20 protein-coding genes are annotated in these 17,743 nt (G+C 66.7%); 8 read left to right on the top strand and 12 right to left on the bottom strand.

Annotated features, from left to right (window positions below; all coding sequences use genetic code 11):
- Nucleotides 1-21: 21 nt before the first annotated feature.
- Nucleotides 22-951, bottom strand: coding sequence for a GNAT family N-acetyltransferase (locus LL962_RS17110; RefSeq protein ID WP_228317763.1), 930 nt, complete (start codon nt 949-951; stop codon nt 22-24).
- Nucleotides 948-2,426 carry a ribosomal protein uL16 3-hydroxylase gene (locus tag LL962_RS17115; protein ID WP_228317764.1) on the bottom strand — a complete coding sequence of 493 codons (1,479 nt, stop codon included), beginning with the start codon at nt 2,424-2,426 and terminating at the stop codon, nt 948-950. Before LL962_RS17115 ends, LL962_RS17110 begins: the two co-directional genes overlap by 4 nt.
- 489 nt (nt 2,427-2,915) lie before the next feature.
- Here LL962_RS17115 and LL962_RS17120 point away from each other — a divergent pair, with 489 nt between their 5' ends.
- A complete protein-coding gene (locus tag LL962_RS17120) occupies nt 2,916-3,179 on the top strand; it encodes a PDZ domain-containing protein (RefSeq protein ID WP_343237487.1) in 264 nt (87 codons plus the stop codon).
- A gap of 170 nt (nt 3,180-3,349) precedes the next feature.
- On the opposite strand, the gene LL962_RS17125 is transcribed toward LL962_RS17120, so the two are convergent.
- The 3 genes from LL962_RS17125 to LL962_RS17135 form a co-directional block, all read right to left on the bottom strand.
- Complete coding sequence (locus LL962_RS17125; protein WP_228317765.1) at nt 3,350-3,847, bottom strand: DUF3060 domain-containing protein; 498 nt, start codon at nt 3,845-3,847, stop codon at nt 3,350-3,352.
- Between the two features lie 197 nt (nt 3,848-4,044).
- Nucleotides 4,045-5,412, bottom strand: coding sequence for an adenylosuccinate lyase (gene purB, locus LL962_RS17130; protein WP_228317766.1), 1,368 nt, complete (start codon nt 5,410-5,412; stop codon nt 4,045-4,047).
- Between the two features lie 35 nt (nt 5,413-5,447).
- A complete protein-coding gene (locus LL962_RS17135; protein ID WP_104587943.1) occupies nt 5,448-6,770 on the bottom strand; it encodes a hemolysin family protein in 1,323 nt (440 codons plus the stop codon).
- A gap of 282 nt (nt 6,771-7,052) precedes the next feature.
- Between LL962_RS17135 and LL962_RS17140 the strand changes: the two genes are divergently transcribed.
- A complete protein-coding gene (locus tag LL962_RS17140) occupies nt 7,053-8,459 on the top strand; it encodes a class II fumarate hydratase (RefSeq protein ID WP_228317767.1) in 1,407 nt (468 codons plus the stop codon).
- Nucleotides 8,460-8,583: 124 nt separating this feature from the next.
- Here LL962_RS17140 and LL962_RS17145 read toward each other — a convergent pair whose 3' ends face one another.
- The 7 genes from LL962_RS17145 to LL962_RS17175 all read right to left on the bottom strand — a co-directional run bounded on the left by LL962_RS17145 (nt 8,584) and on the right by LL962_RS17175 (nt 13,151).
- Complete coding sequence (locus LL962_RS17145; protein WP_228317785.1) at nt 8,584-9,006, bottom strand: hypothetical protein; 423 nt, start codon at nt 9,004-9,006, stop codon at nt 8,584-8,586.
- Nucleotides 9,007-9,289: 283 nt separating this feature from the next.
- Nucleotides 9,290-9,826: a DUF2884 family protein gene (locus LL962_RS17150; RefSeq protein WP_208621458.1), complete on the bottom strand. Its 537-nt coding sequence runs from the start codon at nt 9,824-9,826 to the stop codon at nt 9,290-9,292.
- 19 nt (nt 9,827-9,845) lie between these two features.
- Nucleotides 9,846-10,670: a GIN domain-containing protein gene (locus tag LL962_RS17155; protein ID WP_228317768.1), complete on the bottom strand. Its 825-nt coding sequence runs from the start codon at nt 10,668-10,670 to the stop codon at nt 9,846-9,848.
- A gap of 12 nt (nt 10,671-10,682) precedes the next feature.
- Nucleotides 10,683-11,669, bottom strand: a complete 987-nt coding sequence (locus LL962_RS17160) for an ABC transporter permease (protein ID WP_104587940.1) — start codon at nt 11,667-11,669, stop codon at nt 10,683-10,685.
- A complete protein-coding gene (locus tag LL962_RS17165) occupies nt 11,666-12,541 on the bottom strand; it encodes an ABC transporter ATP-binding protein (RefSeq protein WP_228317769.1) in 876 nt (291 codons plus the stop codon). The genes LL962_RS17160 and LL962_RS17165 overlap by 4 nt, the downstream gene beginning before the upstream one ends.
- Nucleotides 12,538-12,900 (bottom strand): GntR family transcriptional regulator, encoded by a 363-nt coding sequence (locus tag LL962_RS17170; RefSeq protein WP_104587938.1) that lies wholly within the window; start codon nt 12,898-12,900, stop codon nt 12,538-12,540. The genes LL962_RS17165 and LL962_RS17170 overlap by 4 nt, the downstream gene beginning before the upstream one ends.
- Before the next feature lie 2 nt (nt 12,901-12,902).
- Nucleotides 12,903-13,151: a hypothetical protein gene (locus tag LL962_RS17175; RefSeq protein WP_228317770.1), complete on the bottom strand. Its 249-nt coding sequence runs from the start codon at nt 13,149-13,151 to the stop codon at nt 12,903-12,905.
- A 136-nt stretch (nt 13,152-13,287) separates the two neighbouring features.
- On the opposite strand from LL962_RS17175, the gene LL962_RS17180 reads away from it, so the two are divergent.
- From LL962_RS17180 to LL962_RS17205, 6 genes are all read left to right on the top strand, one after another.
- Nucleotides 13,288-13,845: a glutathione peroxidase gene (locus LL962_RS17180; RefSeq protein ID WP_104587936.1), complete on the top strand. Its 558-nt coding sequence runs from the start codon at nt 13,288-13,290 to the stop codon at nt 13,843-13,845.
- Nucleotides 13,846-13,934: 89 nt separating this feature from the next.
- Nucleotides 13,935-14,906, top strand: a complete 972-nt coding sequence (locus LL962_RS17185) for an FKBP-type peptidyl-prolyl cis-trans isomerase (RefSeq protein WP_228317771.1) — start codon at nt 13,935-13,937, stop codon at nt 14,904-14,906.
- 24 nt (nt 14,907-14,930) lie between these two features.
- Nucleotides 14,931-15,347: a hypothetical protein gene (locus LL962_RS17190; RefSeq protein WP_228317772.1), complete on the top strand. Its 417-nt coding sequence runs from the start codon at nt 14,931-14,933 to the stop codon at nt 15,345-15,347.
- Nucleotides 15,340-15,576: a SlyX family protein gene (locus tag LL962_RS17195; RefSeq protein ID WP_104587934.1), complete on the top strand. Its 237-nt coding sequence runs from the start codon at nt 15,340-15,342 to the stop codon at nt 15,574-15,576. The genes LL962_RS17190 and LL962_RS17195 overlap by 8 nt, the downstream gene beginning before the upstream one ends.
- 18 nt (nt 15,577-15,594) lie before the next feature.
- A complete protein-coding gene (locus tag LL962_RS17200) occupies nt 15,595-16,305 on the top strand; it encodes a DUF2058 domain-containing protein (RefSeq protein ID WP_329957061.1) in 711 nt (236 codons plus the stop codon).
- A gap of 335 nt (nt 16,306-16,640) precedes the next feature.
- Nucleotides 16,641-17,468: a transporter gene (locus LL962_RS17205; protein WP_425509875.1), complete on the top strand. Its 828-nt coding sequence runs from the start codon at nt 16,641-16,643 to the stop codon at nt 17,466-17,468.
- Nucleotides 17,469-17,743: the final 275 nt, after the last annotated feature.

Consider the following 17,743-nt stretch of genomic DNA (forward strand, 5'->3'; position numbering starts at 1 on the left):
CGCCGGCAAGGACTTGCCGCGTCAGATGCCGAGTGCGCGCGGTTCGTTCCAGAGCGCGCTGCGCTCCCATATCTGCGCGAATTCGCGCTCCAGCTGGCGGCTGCGCGCGGCCCCGGACAGCCAGGTTTCGCCGTCATCGTAGCGATGACCTGTTGGACGAAAGTAGTAGGCGTCGTCGCCGACCACGTAGGCCGATGCATAGCTCGTATCGACCGGATCGCTGACCGCGCGGAACCGGAACACGCTCGGCAGGCGCTGGGCCAGGCGCAACATCGCGCTGCCGCTGGCCATGGCCGCTGCCGGATCCTGTACCAGCACCTGCACGCGCTTGTCGTGGCGGGCAGTGGCGAAGCGGCGCAGTGCATCCAGCACCGCTGCATTGTCGAACAGGGGCGGATCCAGCGCGCGGCTGTAGATGAGTACCTGCCGGCGTGCGCCGCAGAGCAGGCCGGCGGTGGCGGCCAGGGCTGCGGTGAGGCTGTCCACGGCCATCGGCCCGTCGAGCCGGCGATGCAGCAGCGTGCCGGACGCGTCGCCATCGTCGCCATGTTCGGTTGCAACGCCGGCGGAAGCGCGGGGAAGAAAGCCCTGGCGCGCGAACACCGCCTGGGCACTGGCGGTGACACGTGCCTGCAGTTCGGGCCAGCCACGCTGGGCGGCGTTGGCCACGGCCGCGGTGAGCAGCTGGTCGGCCAGGCCGCGGCGGCGCCAGTGCGGCAGCAGGCCGAGCCGGTCGATGCGCCGGTCCGGGGTCAGCCGGACCGAGGCAACCCATTGGCCCTGCTCGGTCCGCGCTCCCAGATGCAGGCTGAGCGGGTCCAGCGCGTCCCAGTCGGGCTCAAGCGGGTCAGCCGCGGGGGCTGTGGCACAGGCCAGGCGCAGCGCACGCAGGGCCGCGGCGTCGGTGGCCGGGTCCAGCGTGACGATCTGCGGGCTGCCTTGCGGGTTCATGCGCGAGACGGGATTCCATCGTCGCCGGTGTCAGACGGGTCTGCTTCGTCGTCCGTGTCCGCCTCGTCGTCCGCTGCCTCGGCGGCAGCGACGCGCTCCTCCGGGCTGTCGGCGTCGTCGGCGACCGCTTCGACATCGGCGTCGTCATCGACCGCATCATCGGCGTCCATGGTGTCGGCATCGTCACTGGCGTCGTCATCGGCATCGCCGTGAGCGGCCGACACGCTCAGCGCAGGTGCTGGTTCGTCGTCGATATCCTCGTGCGTGTCGTTGTGGGCGCGCTGGTAATGTCCCTGGGCCAGCAGTTCGAGCACGACCTCGCGGCCACGCGCCGACAACTGCCCGTAGAGCGCGCCATCGATCTCTTCGGCGGCCGCCAGGCGTGCGGCGTCCTTGGCCGACAGGGCGAACTCCAGGCCGCTGCAGAACAGGGTGGCGCCGCGCTTGGCACGCCGCCAGGCCAGCCGCGACCACGGGTGGCGATACAGCAGCACGCCTTCGTCCAGTGCCTGTTCCACTGCCTCGCGCGGAATGGGTTCCGGCGCCGGCACCACATCGCCGGAGGCGCGGTAGGTGGTCATGAAGCGGCCGAACCAGTCGCCCAGGCGATCGGGGTCGTTCATGCGCAAGGCGTTGAGCGCTTCGACCACGCGGTTCATCGCGGTGACGTCGATCTCGTAGGGATCGGCCGGCACCTTCAGGTCTTCGTCGTGATAGCGCACGGACTCGTCGGCATCGGCGATCAGGGTGTCCAGGTAGTCGCCGATCAGCTCGGCCGACGAAGGCGCGCGGGTGCCGATCGAGAAGGTCAGGCACGGGTCCTGCGCCACACCATGGTGCGGCACCAGCGGCGGCAGGTACAGCATGTCGCCCGGGCCCAGCACCCAGTCGTGGGTGGGCTTGAACTCGCGCAGCAGCTTGAGGTCGACATCGTCGCGGAATGCCTGCGGCGTGGGCCTGCGGCCCTGCGAGGCGCGTGCGTCGATCTGCCAGCGGCGATGGCCCTGGCCCTGCAACAGGAACACATCGTAGTGATCGACATGCGCGCCGACCGAACCGCCGGTGGCGGCGAAGCTGATCATGATGTCGTCGATGCGCCAGCGCGGCAGGAAGCGGAACTGTTCCAGCAACGCGCGCACGTCGGCATCCCACTTGTCCACGTCCTGCACCAGCAGGGTCCAGTCATGGTCGGGCAGGCCGGGGAAGTCGGTTTCCTGGAACGGGCCGGTACGCACGCTCCAGTCGTCGCTGGCGCGGTCGTGGCTGATCAGCCGTGCCAGCACGCCCTCCTCGCAAGCCAGCCCGGCCAGATCTTCCGGCTGCAGCGGCGAAGCGAAGTCCGCGAACGCATTGCGGATCAGCAGCGGGTGCTTGTGCCAGTAGGTGCGCAGGAAGCGCTCCACCGGCATGCCCAGTGGCTGGCCAGGGCGCGCCTGGACTTCGATGACGGGAGGGTTTGCCTTGCGTGCAGCCATGGGATTTCCTTGCAGGGGATCGACGGAATGCTGGCGGCGCGGACCAGGCCGGCGCACACCGGCGCTATTGTCCGATGCCTGCGCCGGATCTGCACCTGCACACGGCAGCGCAGACAGGCAAGGTTTCAGGGAGGTGGTGAAGCGGATGTGCGCTGCGGATCGGCGGCGCCTGTGCAGGTCCGGCATGGGCGCGCATGCCATCACGCTGCAAGACGGCGGTCCGGCGCGGCGATATGCATGCGAGGTGTCGGGCGCCGCATGAGGCAGGCCCGCTGCCGACTTGGCGGCAGGGTGCCCGATGGCACATGAGTCCGCTGCGGTACGCGCTGCACACTGCAGGACCGCAGCCGCTGTGCGCTGCAATCTCGACTAGGGATGGATGTGATGCGTCGATGGAAACCGGGTGCGCTCGTGCTGACTGCCGCCATGAGCTTGAGCGGCATGGTGCAGGCGGGCGATGCGAAAGGCTGGTTCGGTTTGAGCTTCGCGGTGCAGAGCGAAGGGTTTTCGTTCAATCCCACGCTGACCTCGGTGACCATCGACGCGGTCAAGCCTGCATCGCCTGCGGCCGCCGCCGGCCTGCAGGTAGGCGATGCCATCGTCTCGGCGCAGGGCATCCCGGTGGCCGGCAGCAAGGCCGACGTGCTCAAGTCCGCGCTCGATCGAAAGGTCGGGGAAACGCTGCGTTTCATGATCGTGCGAGGCACTGCCAAGCCGCGCGAGGTGACGCTGGTGGCGGCGCCTCAGCCCTGATCGGGCTGCACCTGGCATGGCCAGGGCGCGACGAGTGCATGAAGCCATGCGCGGCGAAGCGATGCCTGCAGATGCCGGAACATCGCCACGGACGAGCGTGACCGTTGGTGGCCCTGTTGACGGTCGTCAGGGCACAGCCTCGTGTGCGGCGGTGGGCCCCCGACAGGGCCCTACATCAGCTTGTTGCCACTGCCGCTGTCGTCCAGCGTGGGCTTGCTGGACGGGTTGACGGTGTTGTCGTTACCCGAAAACCGCACCTGCTTCACCTCGCGCGCCAGCACCAGGTTCTTGTTGCCCTGGATGTCCACGCTGTCGACGTTGGTCAGATTGAGCGTGTTGTCGTGACCGGTCACGCTCAGTTGCCCGAGCTGCTGGTTGAGTACGGTGAAGTTGCTGCCTTCCACGCGAATGCTGCGCGCGTTGTCCAGGTTCATCGCACCACGCGAGGCGGTGATGGTGACTGCGCCGCAGTCGCCGTGCAGGATCCACTCGCTGTCGTTGCGGGTCAGCCGGACATCCTTGCCGCTGCAGTCCGCGCCGCTGTCAGGGTCGGTGAGGGTGGAGGACATGGCCGATACCGCCTGCGCGGCCGGGCGATCGGCACCGCAGCCGCTGACGGCTGCGCTGAGCGAGGCAAGCAGAACCGCATTGATCCGGAGTACGCGCATGGGTCGGTTCCTGGGTGGATGAGGCCGGCACCATAGCAGCCGCTGTGTTGCGCGTTGTCGACGAGGCGGGGCGCGCGCTGATGCCGCAGATCCTGCGGATGAAGATCCGCAGGCCGCACCGATGTGGGGTGCAGGCAGTCAGCGGCTGCCCACCGCGCCCGCTCGGGGCGCGGTGCGACCGCACGCAATGGCCAGGCTCAGATCGCGCGGGCCAGCTGCTCTGCCAGGCCGGTGTAGCCGCCCGGAGTGAGCGCGCGCAGACGCTGCTTGTCTTCTTCCGGCAACTGCAGGCTTTCCACGAACGCCTGCATCGAGGCCGCAGTGATGCCCTGGCCGCGGGTCAGCGCCTTCAGTTGTTCGTAGGGATTGGGCAGGCCGTGACGGCGCATCACGGTCTGCACCGCTTCGGCCAGCACTTCCCATGCCGCATCCAGATCGGCATCCAGACGCTCGGGGTTGACGGTCAGCTTGCCCAGCCCCTTGGCCAGCGAATCCAGCGCCACCTGGGTATGGCCGAACGCGGTGCCGAGGGCACGCAGCACGGTGGAGTCGGTGAGGTCGCGCTGCCAGCGGCTGATCGGCAGCTTGGCCGAAAAATGCTCGAACAGGGCGTTGGCGATGCCGAGATTGCCCTCGGCGTTTTCGAAGTCGATCGGGTTGACCTTGTGCGGCATCGTGGACGAGCCGACTTCGCCTTCCTTCAATTTCTGCTTGAAGTAGCCCAGCGAGATGTAGCCCCAGATATCGCGTGCCAGGTCGATCAGGATGGTATTGGCACGGCGGGTGGCATCGCCGATCTCGGCCACGTTGTCGTGCGGCTCGATCTGGGTGGTATAAGGGTTGAACACCAGGCCCAGGCTTTCGACGAAACGCTGCGCGAAGCCGGCCCAGTCCAGCTGCGGGTACGACACCAGGTGCGCGTTGTAGTTGCCGACCGCGCCGTTGATCTTGCCGGTCAGTTCCACCGCGGCGATCTGCCGGCGCTGGCGTTCCAGGCGCGCGACCACATTGGCGATTTCCTTGCCCAGCGTGGTGGGCGAGGCGGTCTGGCCGTGGGTGCGCGAGAGCATCGGCTGGGCGGCCTGCGCGTGCGCCAGGGCGCGCAGCGAGGCGACGATGCCGTCCAGCGTGGGCAGCAGCACCTTGCGGCGCGCCTGCTCCAGCATCAGGCCGTAGCTGAGGTTGTTGATGTCCTCGCTGGTGCAGGCGAAATGCACGAATTCCAGCGCCGGGCCCAGTTCGGCGTCGTCCTTGAGCTGTTCCTTGATGAAGTACTCCACCGCCTTGACGTCGTGGTTGGTGGTGCGCTCGATCTCCTTGACCCGCGCGGCATGCGTCACGCTGAAGTCCTCGGCCAACACCCGCAGGCGCCGCGCGGCGGCGTCCGAAAACGGCGCCAGCTCGGCGATCCCGGGTTCGGCGGCCAGCGCCAACAGCCATTCGATCTCAACCTTGACCCTGGCCCGGATCAGGCCGTATTCGGAAAAGATCGGGCGCAACGCGTCCACCTTGGAGGCGTAGCGGCCGTCGAGCGGAGACAGGGCGAGCAGGGCGGAATCCGACATGGGCAGGGCACTGGGAAGCTGGCGGGGCCGGTATTCTACGCCGCCCCGGCCCCGGCTTCGCCCAGCGGTCGGACCGTGACCGCCTGGATGCGGTGGCCGGCCATGCGCCGGACGGTCAGCGCATGTCCATCCAGTTCCAGGGTCTCGCCCTCTTCGGGCAGCCGCTGCAATCGATGCACGATCAGCCCGCCCACCGAATTGACATGGTCCGGGGCGCTCAGATCCTGGCCGAGCAGGCGCTCCAGGCGGAAGATCGAGGTGCTGCCGGCCACCAGCAGCGAGCCGTCCTGGCTGCGGACCGGGGCATCGCGCACCACATGGCGGTGCTCGTCCTCGATCTCGCCGACCACCACTTCCAGCAGGTCTTCCAGGGTGAAGAAGCCCAGGATGCGGCCCTCGTCTTCCACGCACAGCGCCAGATGGGTGGTGCCGCTGCGGAACTGCTCCAACGCCTGGGGGATCGGGGTTTCCAGGGTCAGCCGGGTGGCCGGGCGCAGCAGCGGCCGCAAATCGTCCAGATCCTGGCCGCGCGCCATCGCCACCAACAGATCCTTGGTGTGCAGGATGCCCAGCACCTGTTCGCCATCGGTGTCGAACCACGGATAGCGGCTGTAGCGCGACTCGCTGAATTCTGCGAGCACCGCCTCCAGGTCCATGCCTTCGCGCAGGCTGCGCATGTGCTCGCGCGGGCGCATCAGGTCGCCGGCCACCAGGTCCGGCAGTTCCAGTGCATGGCTCATTAGCGCCAGGCCGTGATCGGGCGCGGCCGCGTTGGGGTCCTGGCGGCCGACGATCAGCTTGAGTTCTTCGCGCGAATAACGGTGCGATTGATGTTCGACATCGCCCCAGCCCAGCAGCCGCAGCAGACGGTTGGCGCTGGTATTGAGCAGCCAGATCGCCGGATACATGATCCAGTAGAACAGGTACAACGGCGCTGCGGTCCACAGCGACATCCGCTCCGGGCGCCGGATCGCCATGCTCTTGGGCGCCAGTTCGCCCAGCACGATGTGCAGGAAGGAGATCAGGCTGAAGGCGATCGCCAATGCGGTGAACTGCGCCGCATCCGGCGACAGGCCCAGCGCATCGAACAGCGGCTGCAGCAGGTGCGCGAAGGCCGGCTCGCCCACCCAACCCAAGCCGAGCGAGGCCAGGGTGATACCCAGCTGGCAGGCCGACAGATACGCATCCAGGTGTGCATGCACACCGAGTAGAAGACGCCCGCGCCAGCCGTTGTTCTGCGCCAGCCCCACCGCCTGGGTGTGACGCAGTTTGACCAGTGCGAATTCGGCGGCGACGAAGAAGCCGTTCAACAGCACCAGCAGCAATGCGACGAACAGCAGCAGCACGTTACCGAGCATGTTCGCCTCCGCCCGGATCGGTGGCCACGCGCATCGGCGCAGCAGGGCAGAAGGCGATGAGGTCTACAGCGAAGAGCGACACGCTCGGTGCGTTTCTACAGTCAGGGTCGTCGCCCATGGCGGCGTGGTACCTCGGAAAGAATGAACGGCCAGTCTAGCCCAGCTGATGCGACGACGTGGTCGCAACGCACGCACCGGGTATCGTAGGCGGCCACGCCAGCATGGGCACGCCCGCTGCCAGCCATTGCGTCACCACAACATCACCAATTGCGGAGAATGCAGATGAGCGAACGTTTCAGGACCGAACACGACAGCATGGGCGAGCTGCAGGTGCCTGCCGATGCGTTGTGGGGCGCGCAGACCCAACGCGCCGTACAGAATTTTCCGGTCTCCGGGCAGCCGATGCCGCGCGGTTTCATTCGTGCGCTGGGCTTGATCAAGGCCGCCGCCGCCGGTGTCAACGCCGATCTGGGGCTGCTGCCGAAAGCGATCGGCAAGACCGTGCAGGATGCTGCCTTGCAGGTGGCCGAGGGCACATACGATGCGCAGTTCCCGATCGACGTCTATCAGACCGGGTCGGGGACGTCGTCCAACATGAATGCCAACGAGGTGATCGCCACGCTGGCCACGCGTGCCGGCAAGACGGCGGTGCACCCCAACGATCACGTCAATCTGGGGCAGAGTTCCAATGACGTGGTGCCCACCGCGATCCGTGTCTCTGCCTTGCTGGCGGTGCAGGAGCATCTGCAGCCGGCGCTCAAGCATCTGCGCAAGACCATCGACAAGCGCGCCAAAGGCTTGGACAAGATCGTCAAGACCGGGCGTACCCATCTGATGGACGCGATGCCGCTGACCTTCGGGCAGGAATTCGGCGCCTGGTCTGCGCAGTTGAGTTCCGCGCAGGAACGCATCGACGATGCGCTCAAGCGCCTGCGCCGGTTGCCGTTGGGCGGTACCGCGATCGGTACCGGCATCAACGCCGATCCACGTTTCGGTGGCAAGGTGGCCAAGGCCTTGTCGAGCCTGAGCGGGGCCAGGTTCGAAAGCGCGGAGAACAAGTTCGAGGGCCTGGCCGCGCAGGACGATGCAGTGGAGTTGTCCGGCCAGCTCAACGCGCTGGCAGTGGCCCTGATCAAGATCGCAAATGATCTGCGCTGGATGAATGCCGGTCCGCTGGCCGGGCTGGGCGAGATCGAGTTGCCGGCGCTGCAGCCGGGTAGCTCGATCATGCCGGGCAAGGTCAATCCGGTGATCCCCGAGGCCACGGTGATGGCCTGCGCGCAGGTCATCGGCCACCACACCGCAATCACCGTGGCGGGACAGACCGGCAATTTCCAGTTGAACGTGACCCTGCCGTTGATCGCCTACAACCTGCTGGATTCGATCACGCTGCTGGGCAATGTGGCGCGGCTGCTGGCCGATAGCGCCATCGCGGGCTTGAAGGTGCGCCAGGAGCGCGTGCGCGAGGCGCTGGATCGCAATCCGATCCTGGTCACCGCGTTGAATCCCATCATCGGGTACGAAAAAGCGGCTGCGATCGCCAAGCGCGCCTACAAGGAGCAGCGCCCGGTGCTGGACGTTGCCAAGGAAGACAGCGGCCTGCCCGAAGCCGAACTGCGGCGGCTGCTGGATCCTGCAGCACTGACGCGCGGCGGGATCCAGGCCGGCGGTGGGGGCAGCGGCGGCTGACCGCCGCCAGCCTGTTGCAATGGCAGCATCCGGCTGCCCGCCGAAGTGGCAATCCGGTGGCGCGGTGGGCGATGGGTGGATGCCCGTCGCCCCGGAACCGGCAATCGGTCTTCGCCGGCGCGGCTCAGTGCCGCTCGGCCTGCACGTTGTCGAAGCTCTCGCGATACGGATGCAGCGAGGGGATCTCATCCAGCAATTCGCGACTGAGGCGCTGAATCTCCGGCGTGGCCGTCAGCTTGATGGATTTGTACTCCGGGTCCGGGCCGGCATCGTTGACCGCCTGCTGGCGCAGCATCTGCAGATGCCCGAACAGCAACTGCAGCTTGGCCCGGGTCGGTTCCTTCTGCGGCAGCGCGATGTCGTCGATCTTGAGCGTCCCGTCGGGCGTGATCTGTGCGTTGGCAGCCGGCGGGCGGCGGATCATCACCGACTGCGTGGTGACGGCAACCCGCGGCTTGCCGCGCTCGGCACGCCGGGCCGACTGGTCGCCGCAGGCGGCGAGGGTGCACAGCAGCAGTGCCATGCAAAGCATCAAGAACTTGTTCATGGGATCGGTGGGTCGAGGGGAGCGCACTAGTGTAATCCCGCCCGATTCACCGGCGCGGGTGCCATGGGCGAGCCGGAAGGCGACATGCTGTCGCAGCCAGCGCCAACCGGCAGCTGCCGCCACACCTCGGTGATTGCGCCTCGGTGATTGCGCCGACGCTGTCGTCGGCGCGCCGATGTCCCCCTCCAGCAGGGCGCCCACGCACATAGGCGGCGCAATTGCGTGCCCCCAGCGGCAAGCCGATCCACAGCCGGATCTCAGAAACTGGAGCCTGCCATGGCATTCACTCGCGGCAGTCGGCCACGTCTTTCTGGGTGAGGTTGGCATACGGCCCGAACTCGGGCACTGCGCTTGCTGCGGTGTCCTGCGCGCCGCGCAGCTTTTCCAGCTGGTCGCAGATCAGCAAGGCCTTCTGCTTGAATGTCTCCGCTTCGGCTTCGATCTTGTCGCCGATCTGCTCTGCGTTGCCGCTGAGGACGCCCTTGAGCGCTTCGCCGGCGGCGTGCGCGCCGAATGCTGCGCCCTGCGTGCCGATGTCGATGCCTTTGGCCGCGACACCCTGGATCTGCACGTAGTACTCGCGCATCGCACGTCGCTGCGCCTCGCTCAGTTGCACCGGCTTGCCGTCGATACTGAGCGCGCCATCGGCGCTGATCGTCGCCGCAGCAAGGCCATCGCGTTTGAGCGTGACGCTCTTGCCGTTGAACGTCACGCCGCTTCCGCCATTCTGGCCGGAGACCACGACCTTGGGCTCGGATTTTCCGCAGCCCACCAGCAATGCGCTCGCCAACACCACAGAAACGAACAGTTTCATCAGCATTCCCCCCTCATGTGGAAAGTTACCTGTCTGCCGGCACGCGCGTGGCACCGGCGACATCGCTCACGTCGATATCGCCGCTGCCCTTGCGCGCGACGCTGAGGTCGCCGCCGACCTTGCGCACGTCCAGCGAGCCGGAACTGATCGCCTCGACCGTGACGCTTCCTTGTACGTCTGCAATCTCCACATCGCCCGAACCGACGGTGCCCACAGTGACGTTGCCAGCCACCCCCTGCAGTTGGACGTCGCCCGAACCGACCGCGCCGATGTCCGCCGCGCCGCGTATCTGTCTGGCCTTCAGGTCGCCGGAGCCCACGCTCAGCACACGCAGCGATCCCACCTCTTGCAGCTCCACATCGCCGGAGCCGACCTTGGCGGTGACACGGCCCTTGCTGTGGCGGACCGCCACATCGCCCGAACCGACATCGGCGCTGACCGTCGCGGCGCCGTCGATCTCCGCATCACCGGAACCGACGTCGAGCTGCACCAACAACGCGTCGGGCACGCTTCCGCGCAAGTCCAGATACGCGTAGTACTCGCCGATGGACATGCGCGGCAGGCGATCCGCGGCCAGGGTCACCACCAGCTTGTCGCCGACCCGCTTCTGGGTGACGTTCAGGCCCTTCAGCAGATCGGCCTTGGCGGCACAGGCGCGTCCGCTCAGGCGTCCGTTGTTGCCTGGCTGCGCCTGCAGCCGCAGATCGTTGGAATGGACCTCGAACAGCACCGATTTCACTCCCGCCAGTTGCAGGTCGAGCTGACGCGGCTCGGAAAACTTGCATTGTTCTTCGGCAAGGGCGGAGGCGGGCAGTGCGAGGGCAATGGCCAGGCTCAGTAGCACACGCATGATGGAACTCCCTCAGGCTTCGGAACGCCGGCGGCGCAGGTAGATGGAGGCGGCGATCAGGGCGGCGCCGATGGCGGCACCCACCCAGATATCCGGGTTGCCATAGACACGTGAACTGTCGGTGTGCTGCAGCGCCCATTGCACCAGATCGCTGGGGTTCTGCATGGCGCTGCTGTCCAGGTTGCCGCTGACCGCGCGTGGCGACCAGGTGCCGGGCAGGGCGCTGAGCAGGCCGCGGTAGGCGACGATGTACCAGATCCAGCCGATCGGCAGCGACACGCCGGGCATCGCCGAGAGAATGCTCAGCATCACGCAGGCCAGCAGCGGAAACAGGACTGCCCACAGGAATGGCTTGCTGTTGGCCCAGGCCGAGCAGAACATCAGCCAGCCCACAGTGGGCAGTGACCACAACAGGCTCATCGGCACTGTCTTGAGCAGCAGCCACAACAGCGCGAACGGGTGCGAGTGCGTGGCCATCGCCCAGGGGCTGGGCGCACCGGCGATCAGCGCGCCGCCAATGGCGATCAGCCACAACGCCAGGCCCACCACCAGGCCGATCGCGATGGCGATCAGCGGCGCCAGCAGCAGCGCCCAGGCCGCCTTGGACAGCACGGTCTGCGCATCCGAAACCGGCAACGATTTCCAGAACAGCACGCTGCGATCGCGGCGATCGTCGTACAGGCTCCCCAGCGAATAGAAGAACACCACGAAGGCGAGCACCACCGAGGCGATGCCGATGCCGCCCAGCAGCAGGCCGTCGCCGACCTGACCCAGGGTGCGAGCGTACTCGGCCATGTCGCCCGGGTTCACGCTGTCGTTGACCAGATTGCGGCGTGCGGTGATCGCCCCGATCACCGCGCCCAGCAGCGCGAAGAACACGGCAATGCCGCCGGTGATCACCTGCGCCCAGACGAAGCCGCCGCGGTTTTCCCAGTACTCGCGTCTGAGCAGCCAGCCGAAGGTACGGGCGGGAGATGCTTGGTGGGTCATGGCATTCATGCGTAGGTCCCCTTCATGACGGCAACGAACAGATCGGCCAGGCCGGGATTGCGGGTTTCTCCAAAGCGGGCGAGCTGATCCTTGGGGGCGCCATCGAACAGCATCACGGTCTTGCCGAAGGGCAGGGCGCGTTCGTCGATGGGCGCGAGCGCGCGGGCGGCATCCAGCTGCTCTGGGCCGACCAGGACTTCGGTATAGCGCTGCGCCACATCCTCCATGTCGGCGGTCAGGACGACGCGGCCGTCGCGGATGAACATCACGTCGGTGAGGATGTGTTCGATCTCCTCGACCTGGTGAGTGGTGACGATGATGGTTTTCTGTTCGTCGAAGTAATCCTCCAGCAGGCGCTGGTAGAACTGCTTGCGGTAGAGGATGTCCAGGCCGAGGGTGGGTTCGTCCAGCACCAGGATGCGCGCATCGATGGCCATCACCAGCGCCAGATGCAGCTGCACGATCATGCCCTTGGACAGTTCGCGCACCCGCGACTTGCGGTTGAGCTGGGTATTGGCCAGAAAGCGCTCGCACTTGGCGCGATCGAAGCGCGGATGCACGCCGGCGACGAAATCGATCGCCTCGCCCACCCGCAGCCAACGCGGCAGCACCGCCACATCGGCGATGAAACACACCTCGTTCATCAGCGCATTGCGCTGGGTGCGCGGATCCATGCCCAGCACGCGCAGCTCGCCGTCGAAATCGGTCAACCCCAGCACCGCCTTCAGGGCGGTGGTCTTGCCCGCACCGTTGGGCCCGATCAGCCCGACGATGCGGCCGGCGGCGATGGTGAAGCTGGTGTTGTCCAGCGCCTGTCGATGCTTGTAGGCCTTGCGCAGCCCGCGTGCCTCGACGACGTGGTCGGTGTAGACGGCAGTCATGATGTTTTCCCCTGTGGCAACAGATCGTCGATGGACAGGCCCAACCGCTGGATGCGCTCCAGCACGGCCGGCCATTCTTCATTCAAGAAACGCTCGCGTTCGCTTCCGCGCAGCTTCTGCGCGGCTTCCGGGGTCATGAACATGCCCAGGCCGCGGCGCTTTTCCACCAGGTTCTCGTCTGCCAGTTCCTGGTAGGCGCGCGAGACGGTGATCGGATTGAGTTGGTAGTCAGCGGCCACCTGCCGTACCGAAGGCAGGGCATCGCCAGGCTTGAGGACTCCATCGAGCATCATGGCAATGACCCGCTCCTTGAGTTGGCGATAGATGGGAGCGCCGTCGCTCCACTGGATGTCGTTCATGATCAGCTCCGTGGGCGCAGAACCTGCGCGAAGGAGAAATAGGGCATCGACAGCGAGGCGCGCGGATGCCGGCTGAGCCGGGGGCGTGCGTCGGGGGGAGTTGTCGCGTTTTCCGTAACCGCCTCCGACACGCCATAATCGGCGCCGGACTCCGTGACCTGACTGGAAGCGGCTCCCAGACAACCAATGGCGAACAGGGTGCTGCCGAACAGCAACAGCGGTACTGGTCGCGTGAAGCGCGTGCTGTTCATGCTTTCCCCCTGCGTTGGATGACTGGTGTTGTATTCAACTATAACACCGACACGCGGCGAGTCAACTGCCTGTCATACCCAACCGATGGCACCCCTGGCACGGGCTGGGTTGCCTGCTCACCCTGAAGGGATTGTCATGTCGACCAAACCTCTGTTGATGCTTGTTTTGATTGGTTTTTTTGCGGCATCGGCGGTCGCTGCGAATGCGCCGTTGCTGGATGTGGACTACCGCCCGCTGGCCGGCAAGCAGCCAATCAACCTGAACCGTAGCTATGGGGGCAAGGTGGTGCTGGTGGTCAACACCGCCAGCAAATGCGGCAACACCCCGCAATACGCGGGCCTGGAGGCCCTGAACCAGCGGTTCGGCAGCCGAGGCTTTGCCGTGCTCGGTTTCCCGTCCAATGACTTCCAGGGCCAGGAACCGGGATCCGAGCAGCAGATCCAGGAATTCTGCACGCTGACCTATGGGGTGAAGTTCCCCATGTTCGAAAAGGTGCATGTGCTGGGCAAGGACGCGACGCCGCTGTATCAGCGGTTGACGCAGGCGACCGGGGTGGCGCCGGACTGGAACTTCCACAAGTATCTGATCGGCCGCGATGGACGCGTGGCCGAGCAGTTCTCCAGCAAGATCAAACCGGACGATCCGCGCGTACTGGCGGCGATCGAACGCGCACTGCAGGCGCCGTCGCGCTGAGCGAGCGCTCGCAATGCCGCGCGCGCATGCGACAATGCGCGTTCAGCGCCGTGGGCGGCGTGTCTTTTCACTCTCGGGAAGTGCATCGAATGAAGATGGGAAAGCGCGGCGCGGCGGCGTCGCTATTGATGGTGGCAATGACGGCTTCGGTGCCGGCGATGTCGCAGCAACCGGCCGCAGCGGCCACCAAGGAGAAGCCAGTTTTGAATGCATCGTCTGAGAAGAGCACGCGCGAGAACGTCAGTTACGCCATCGGCATGGACGTGGCGCGCTCGTTCGAGCCGATCGCCCAGGACATCGATCTGAGCGCGATGCAGCGCGCCATCGAGAATGCGTTCAAGGGCGGCAAGCCGTTGTTGTCCGACGAGCAGACCCAGGCCACCGATACCGCCCTGCGCACCGCGCTGGCGGCGCGTAACGGCCAGCAGGTACCGGGCATGGCGCCGGGGTCGGCGCCGGCCGCGCCGTCCAAGGAAAATGTCGGCCTGATGCTTGGCGATCGTGCGGTCGGCCCGTCGCTGGCCGGCATCAAGGACGAGATCGACCTGTCGATCCTGATGGAGGCGGTGCGCACCGTCTTCGCCAAGGGCAGCACGCGTCTGACCCAGCAGGAAGCCGCTGCCACCATGCAGGCCTTCGCCGCTGCCAAGCAGGGTGCTGCCGGTGCCAAGAACCGCGAAGAAGGCAATGCCTTCCTGGCCAAGAACAAGACCGAGAAGGGCGTGATCACCACCGCGTCCGGCCTGCAGTACATGGTGCTGCGCCAGGGCAGCGGCGAACGCCCGATGCGCACCAACAAGGTCCGCGTGAACTACGAAGGCAAGCTGCTCAACGGGCAGGTGTTCGACAGCTCCTACCAGCGCGGCCAGCCGGCCGAGTTCGGCCTGGATCAGGTCATTCCCGGCTGGACCGAGGGTGTGGCGCTGATGCCGGTGGGCTCGAAGTACCGCTTCTGGATTCCGTCCAACCTCGCCTATGGTCCGAACGGGACGCAGGGTGGGCCGATCGGACCGGATGCCACCCTGACCTTCGATGTCGAATTGATGGGCATCCTTCCCTGATAGTTCGCGGGAGTCATTGCGTCCATGTGCGTTGCGATTCCAGGCGCCGGTTACGTGGGTCATGTCACCGGTACTTGCCTGGCGGACGTGAAGCATCGGATCGTCTGCGTGGGCATCGAACCGGTCGAGGTCGATGGCCTCGACCACCGGGTGGTCTCTCGGTCGCGTCCCCGGCCAGGCGTCGCTGCTGAAAGCCTGCCGTGTCTGCTGCCGGTAGCGATTCACCGACGCCGCAGCGGCGGCGGTCGCGCACGGCGGGATCACTTCACCGCCATGCGCACGCCGCCGGCCCTGGTCGGCGGCGCCGGGCTATGGCATCTGATGGCGATGGCGCAAACCGCAGGTCGTCATGACGACGGTCCAGCGATCGTGGTCAGCGGGTCCGCCATGCCGGAACCGATCGCTTACCCCATCGGACGAGGTTCTTCGTTGTATGCATGAGCAACTCCCGCTGCACGACCGCGCACTGGAAGAGCGGTTGATCGAACTGGAAACGCGCCTTTCCTTTCAGGAGCAGGCGCTCAACGAGCTCAGCGAAGCGCTCGCGGACGCCCGACTGACGGGCGCCCGCAATGCCGAACTGATCCGCCACCTGCTCGAGGATCTGGGCAAGGTGCGCTCCACGTTGTTTGCCGACGCGGCCGATGAACCGCCGCCTCCGCACTACTGATTGCAGATTGCCGCCGCCATGAGCGATACCTTACGTGACCAGTTGCTTGGCTTGGGCTTCAAGTCCTCGCCCAAGCCCGAACGCAAATCCGACGCACGGCCGAACGCGCGTGCACACGGGCAGGGCGGCAAGCCCGCGCCCGGCAACACGCCGGGTGGCCAGGGCAGGGGGCCGCAGCGGCCGCAGTCGGCCACGACGCCGGATGGCAGGCCTGCGCACAGGCGCGACGGGCGGCCGGGAGGACCGGCGCGCCCGCAGCAGGCCGCTGCCGACCGACGTGGCCCGAAGCCGGCGCGCAGCCGCGAAGACATCGACCTGGCCAAGGCCTATGCGATCCGTGCGCAGCGCGAGAAGGACGAGCGTATCGAAGCCGAGCGCGTGAAGCAGGAAGAGGCACGCCTGCGCCGCGAGGCCAAGGCCAAGCTGGAAGAGCTGCTCAAGGACAAGGGGCTCAATCATGCCGATGCCGATATCGCCCGGCATTTCCCGTACGGCGGCAAGATCAAGCGCATCTACGTGACCGCCGATCAGCTCAAGGCGCTCAATGCCGGCGAGCTGGGTGTGCTGCAGCTCAACGGGCGTTACCTGCTGGTCACCGCCGAAGTACTGGCCGCGGCCGAGGCGGTGTTCGCTCCGTCGGTGGCGTTGAAGGTGGATCCGAACGCGCCCGCGGGCGATGACCCGTACGCAGATCCCAAGTATCAGGTTCCCGACGATCTGGTCTGGTAACCGGCGGCATTGGGCGGTGTCGTCCACGGACACCTGAGGGTGTCCATGCGTTGAACGGCAGCGACGGCGGCGGGCGTCGACATGCGTCTGTTCGCGGTAGCGCCCGACGGGCGCGCTGCAGGAGGATGCCGCGCGTGTCGTGCAGGTCGCCCATTCGCCCTGGTCTGCCGGACGAGGCCCGGTCCAGGCGACGGAGGACCAGCAGGGCGCGCCCGAGTTGGAGCCTGGGCGGCAGGGGCATTCCGGCCCCATCACGGCCCGCCCGGGTTGCGCCCCCGTTGTCGGTGGACGCGGCCGGGACTATGGTCTGCCGTGTTGCCGCCCACTTCCTGCCGATGGTGTCGCCCATGTCCATGTCAGTCGATTTCCCGTACGCCGTAACGGCGGCGTGCCGCCTGTGGCGCAAGCCCGCGCGGCCAGGCCGGATCCGGGCGGGGGCATTGTTGGCGCTGGGTCTTGTCAGCGGGCGGGTGGCGGCACAGGCCGACGAGCCACCCGCGTTTGATCGGCCGGGACTTCCGTTCGCGGCGCAGGTGCTGCAACCCGGTGCGTTCGCCTGGGAGCAGGGCTTGCCGGATGCGAGTACCGATCGTGCGGACGGGCAGCGCACGACCCAGTACACCGCCGATACCGTCCTGCGTCTGGGCCTGTCGCAGCATGTGGAATTGCAACTGGGTAGCGATAGCTACAACTGGCAACGCACGGCCGGCACGCGCGTGCGCGGAAGCGGCGACAGCCATATCGGGCTGAAGGTCGCGCTGCCATCGCGCTGGGACAGTTTTCAATGGGCTGCGCTGGGCACCTATGGCATGCCCACCGGCAGGCGCGCTTTCAGCGACGGCTATACGCACGAGCTTGGCGTGACGGCGTCCTGGGATCTGGCGCAGGCGCGCTCGCTGGCGCTGTACGTCAATTACGCGCGCAACGACGGCGGCCACACCTGGACCTTCGCGCCGAACTACACGTTTTTCTCGGGCGAACATTTCAGCAGCTATGTCGAAGCGGGCGTGGACACCGGCAGCGAGCATTCGCGGGTGGTGGGCGCCGGCGGCGCCTGGCAGCTGCCGCATGCCATGCAGCTGGATATCTCGGTACTGCGCGGAGTGACGTCGGAGAGCCCGGACTGGCAAGGCGGGATCGGTTTGTCGATCGCCTTCCGGTAAGCGGGCATGCCCTGGTGGTGCGCAGGCTGGAACAGGCTTCCCGACCGGTTGCATGACCGAGCATGGCGGCGCACCGGGAAAACGATAGGCTGCCGGCGAGAGGGCGCAGCTTACGTCCACGGGGCGCTGCCGCAGCCGACCGACGACCGTGTGCGAGACTTCTAGATGAGGTGGCACCGCAGGAGCGGCAATGCTGCGTCCTCATGGTCCGGGGACAGGCGGTGCGAGGCTTGGGGGATTGGAAGTGGGACGACAGCCCGAAAGGCAGGGGCCAC

The organism is Xanthomonas sp. NCPPB 1067, assembly GCF_020783795.1.
GTDB lineage: Bacteria > Pseudomonadota > Gammaproteobacteria > Xanthomonadales > Xanthomonadaceae > Xanthomonas > Xanthomonas melonis.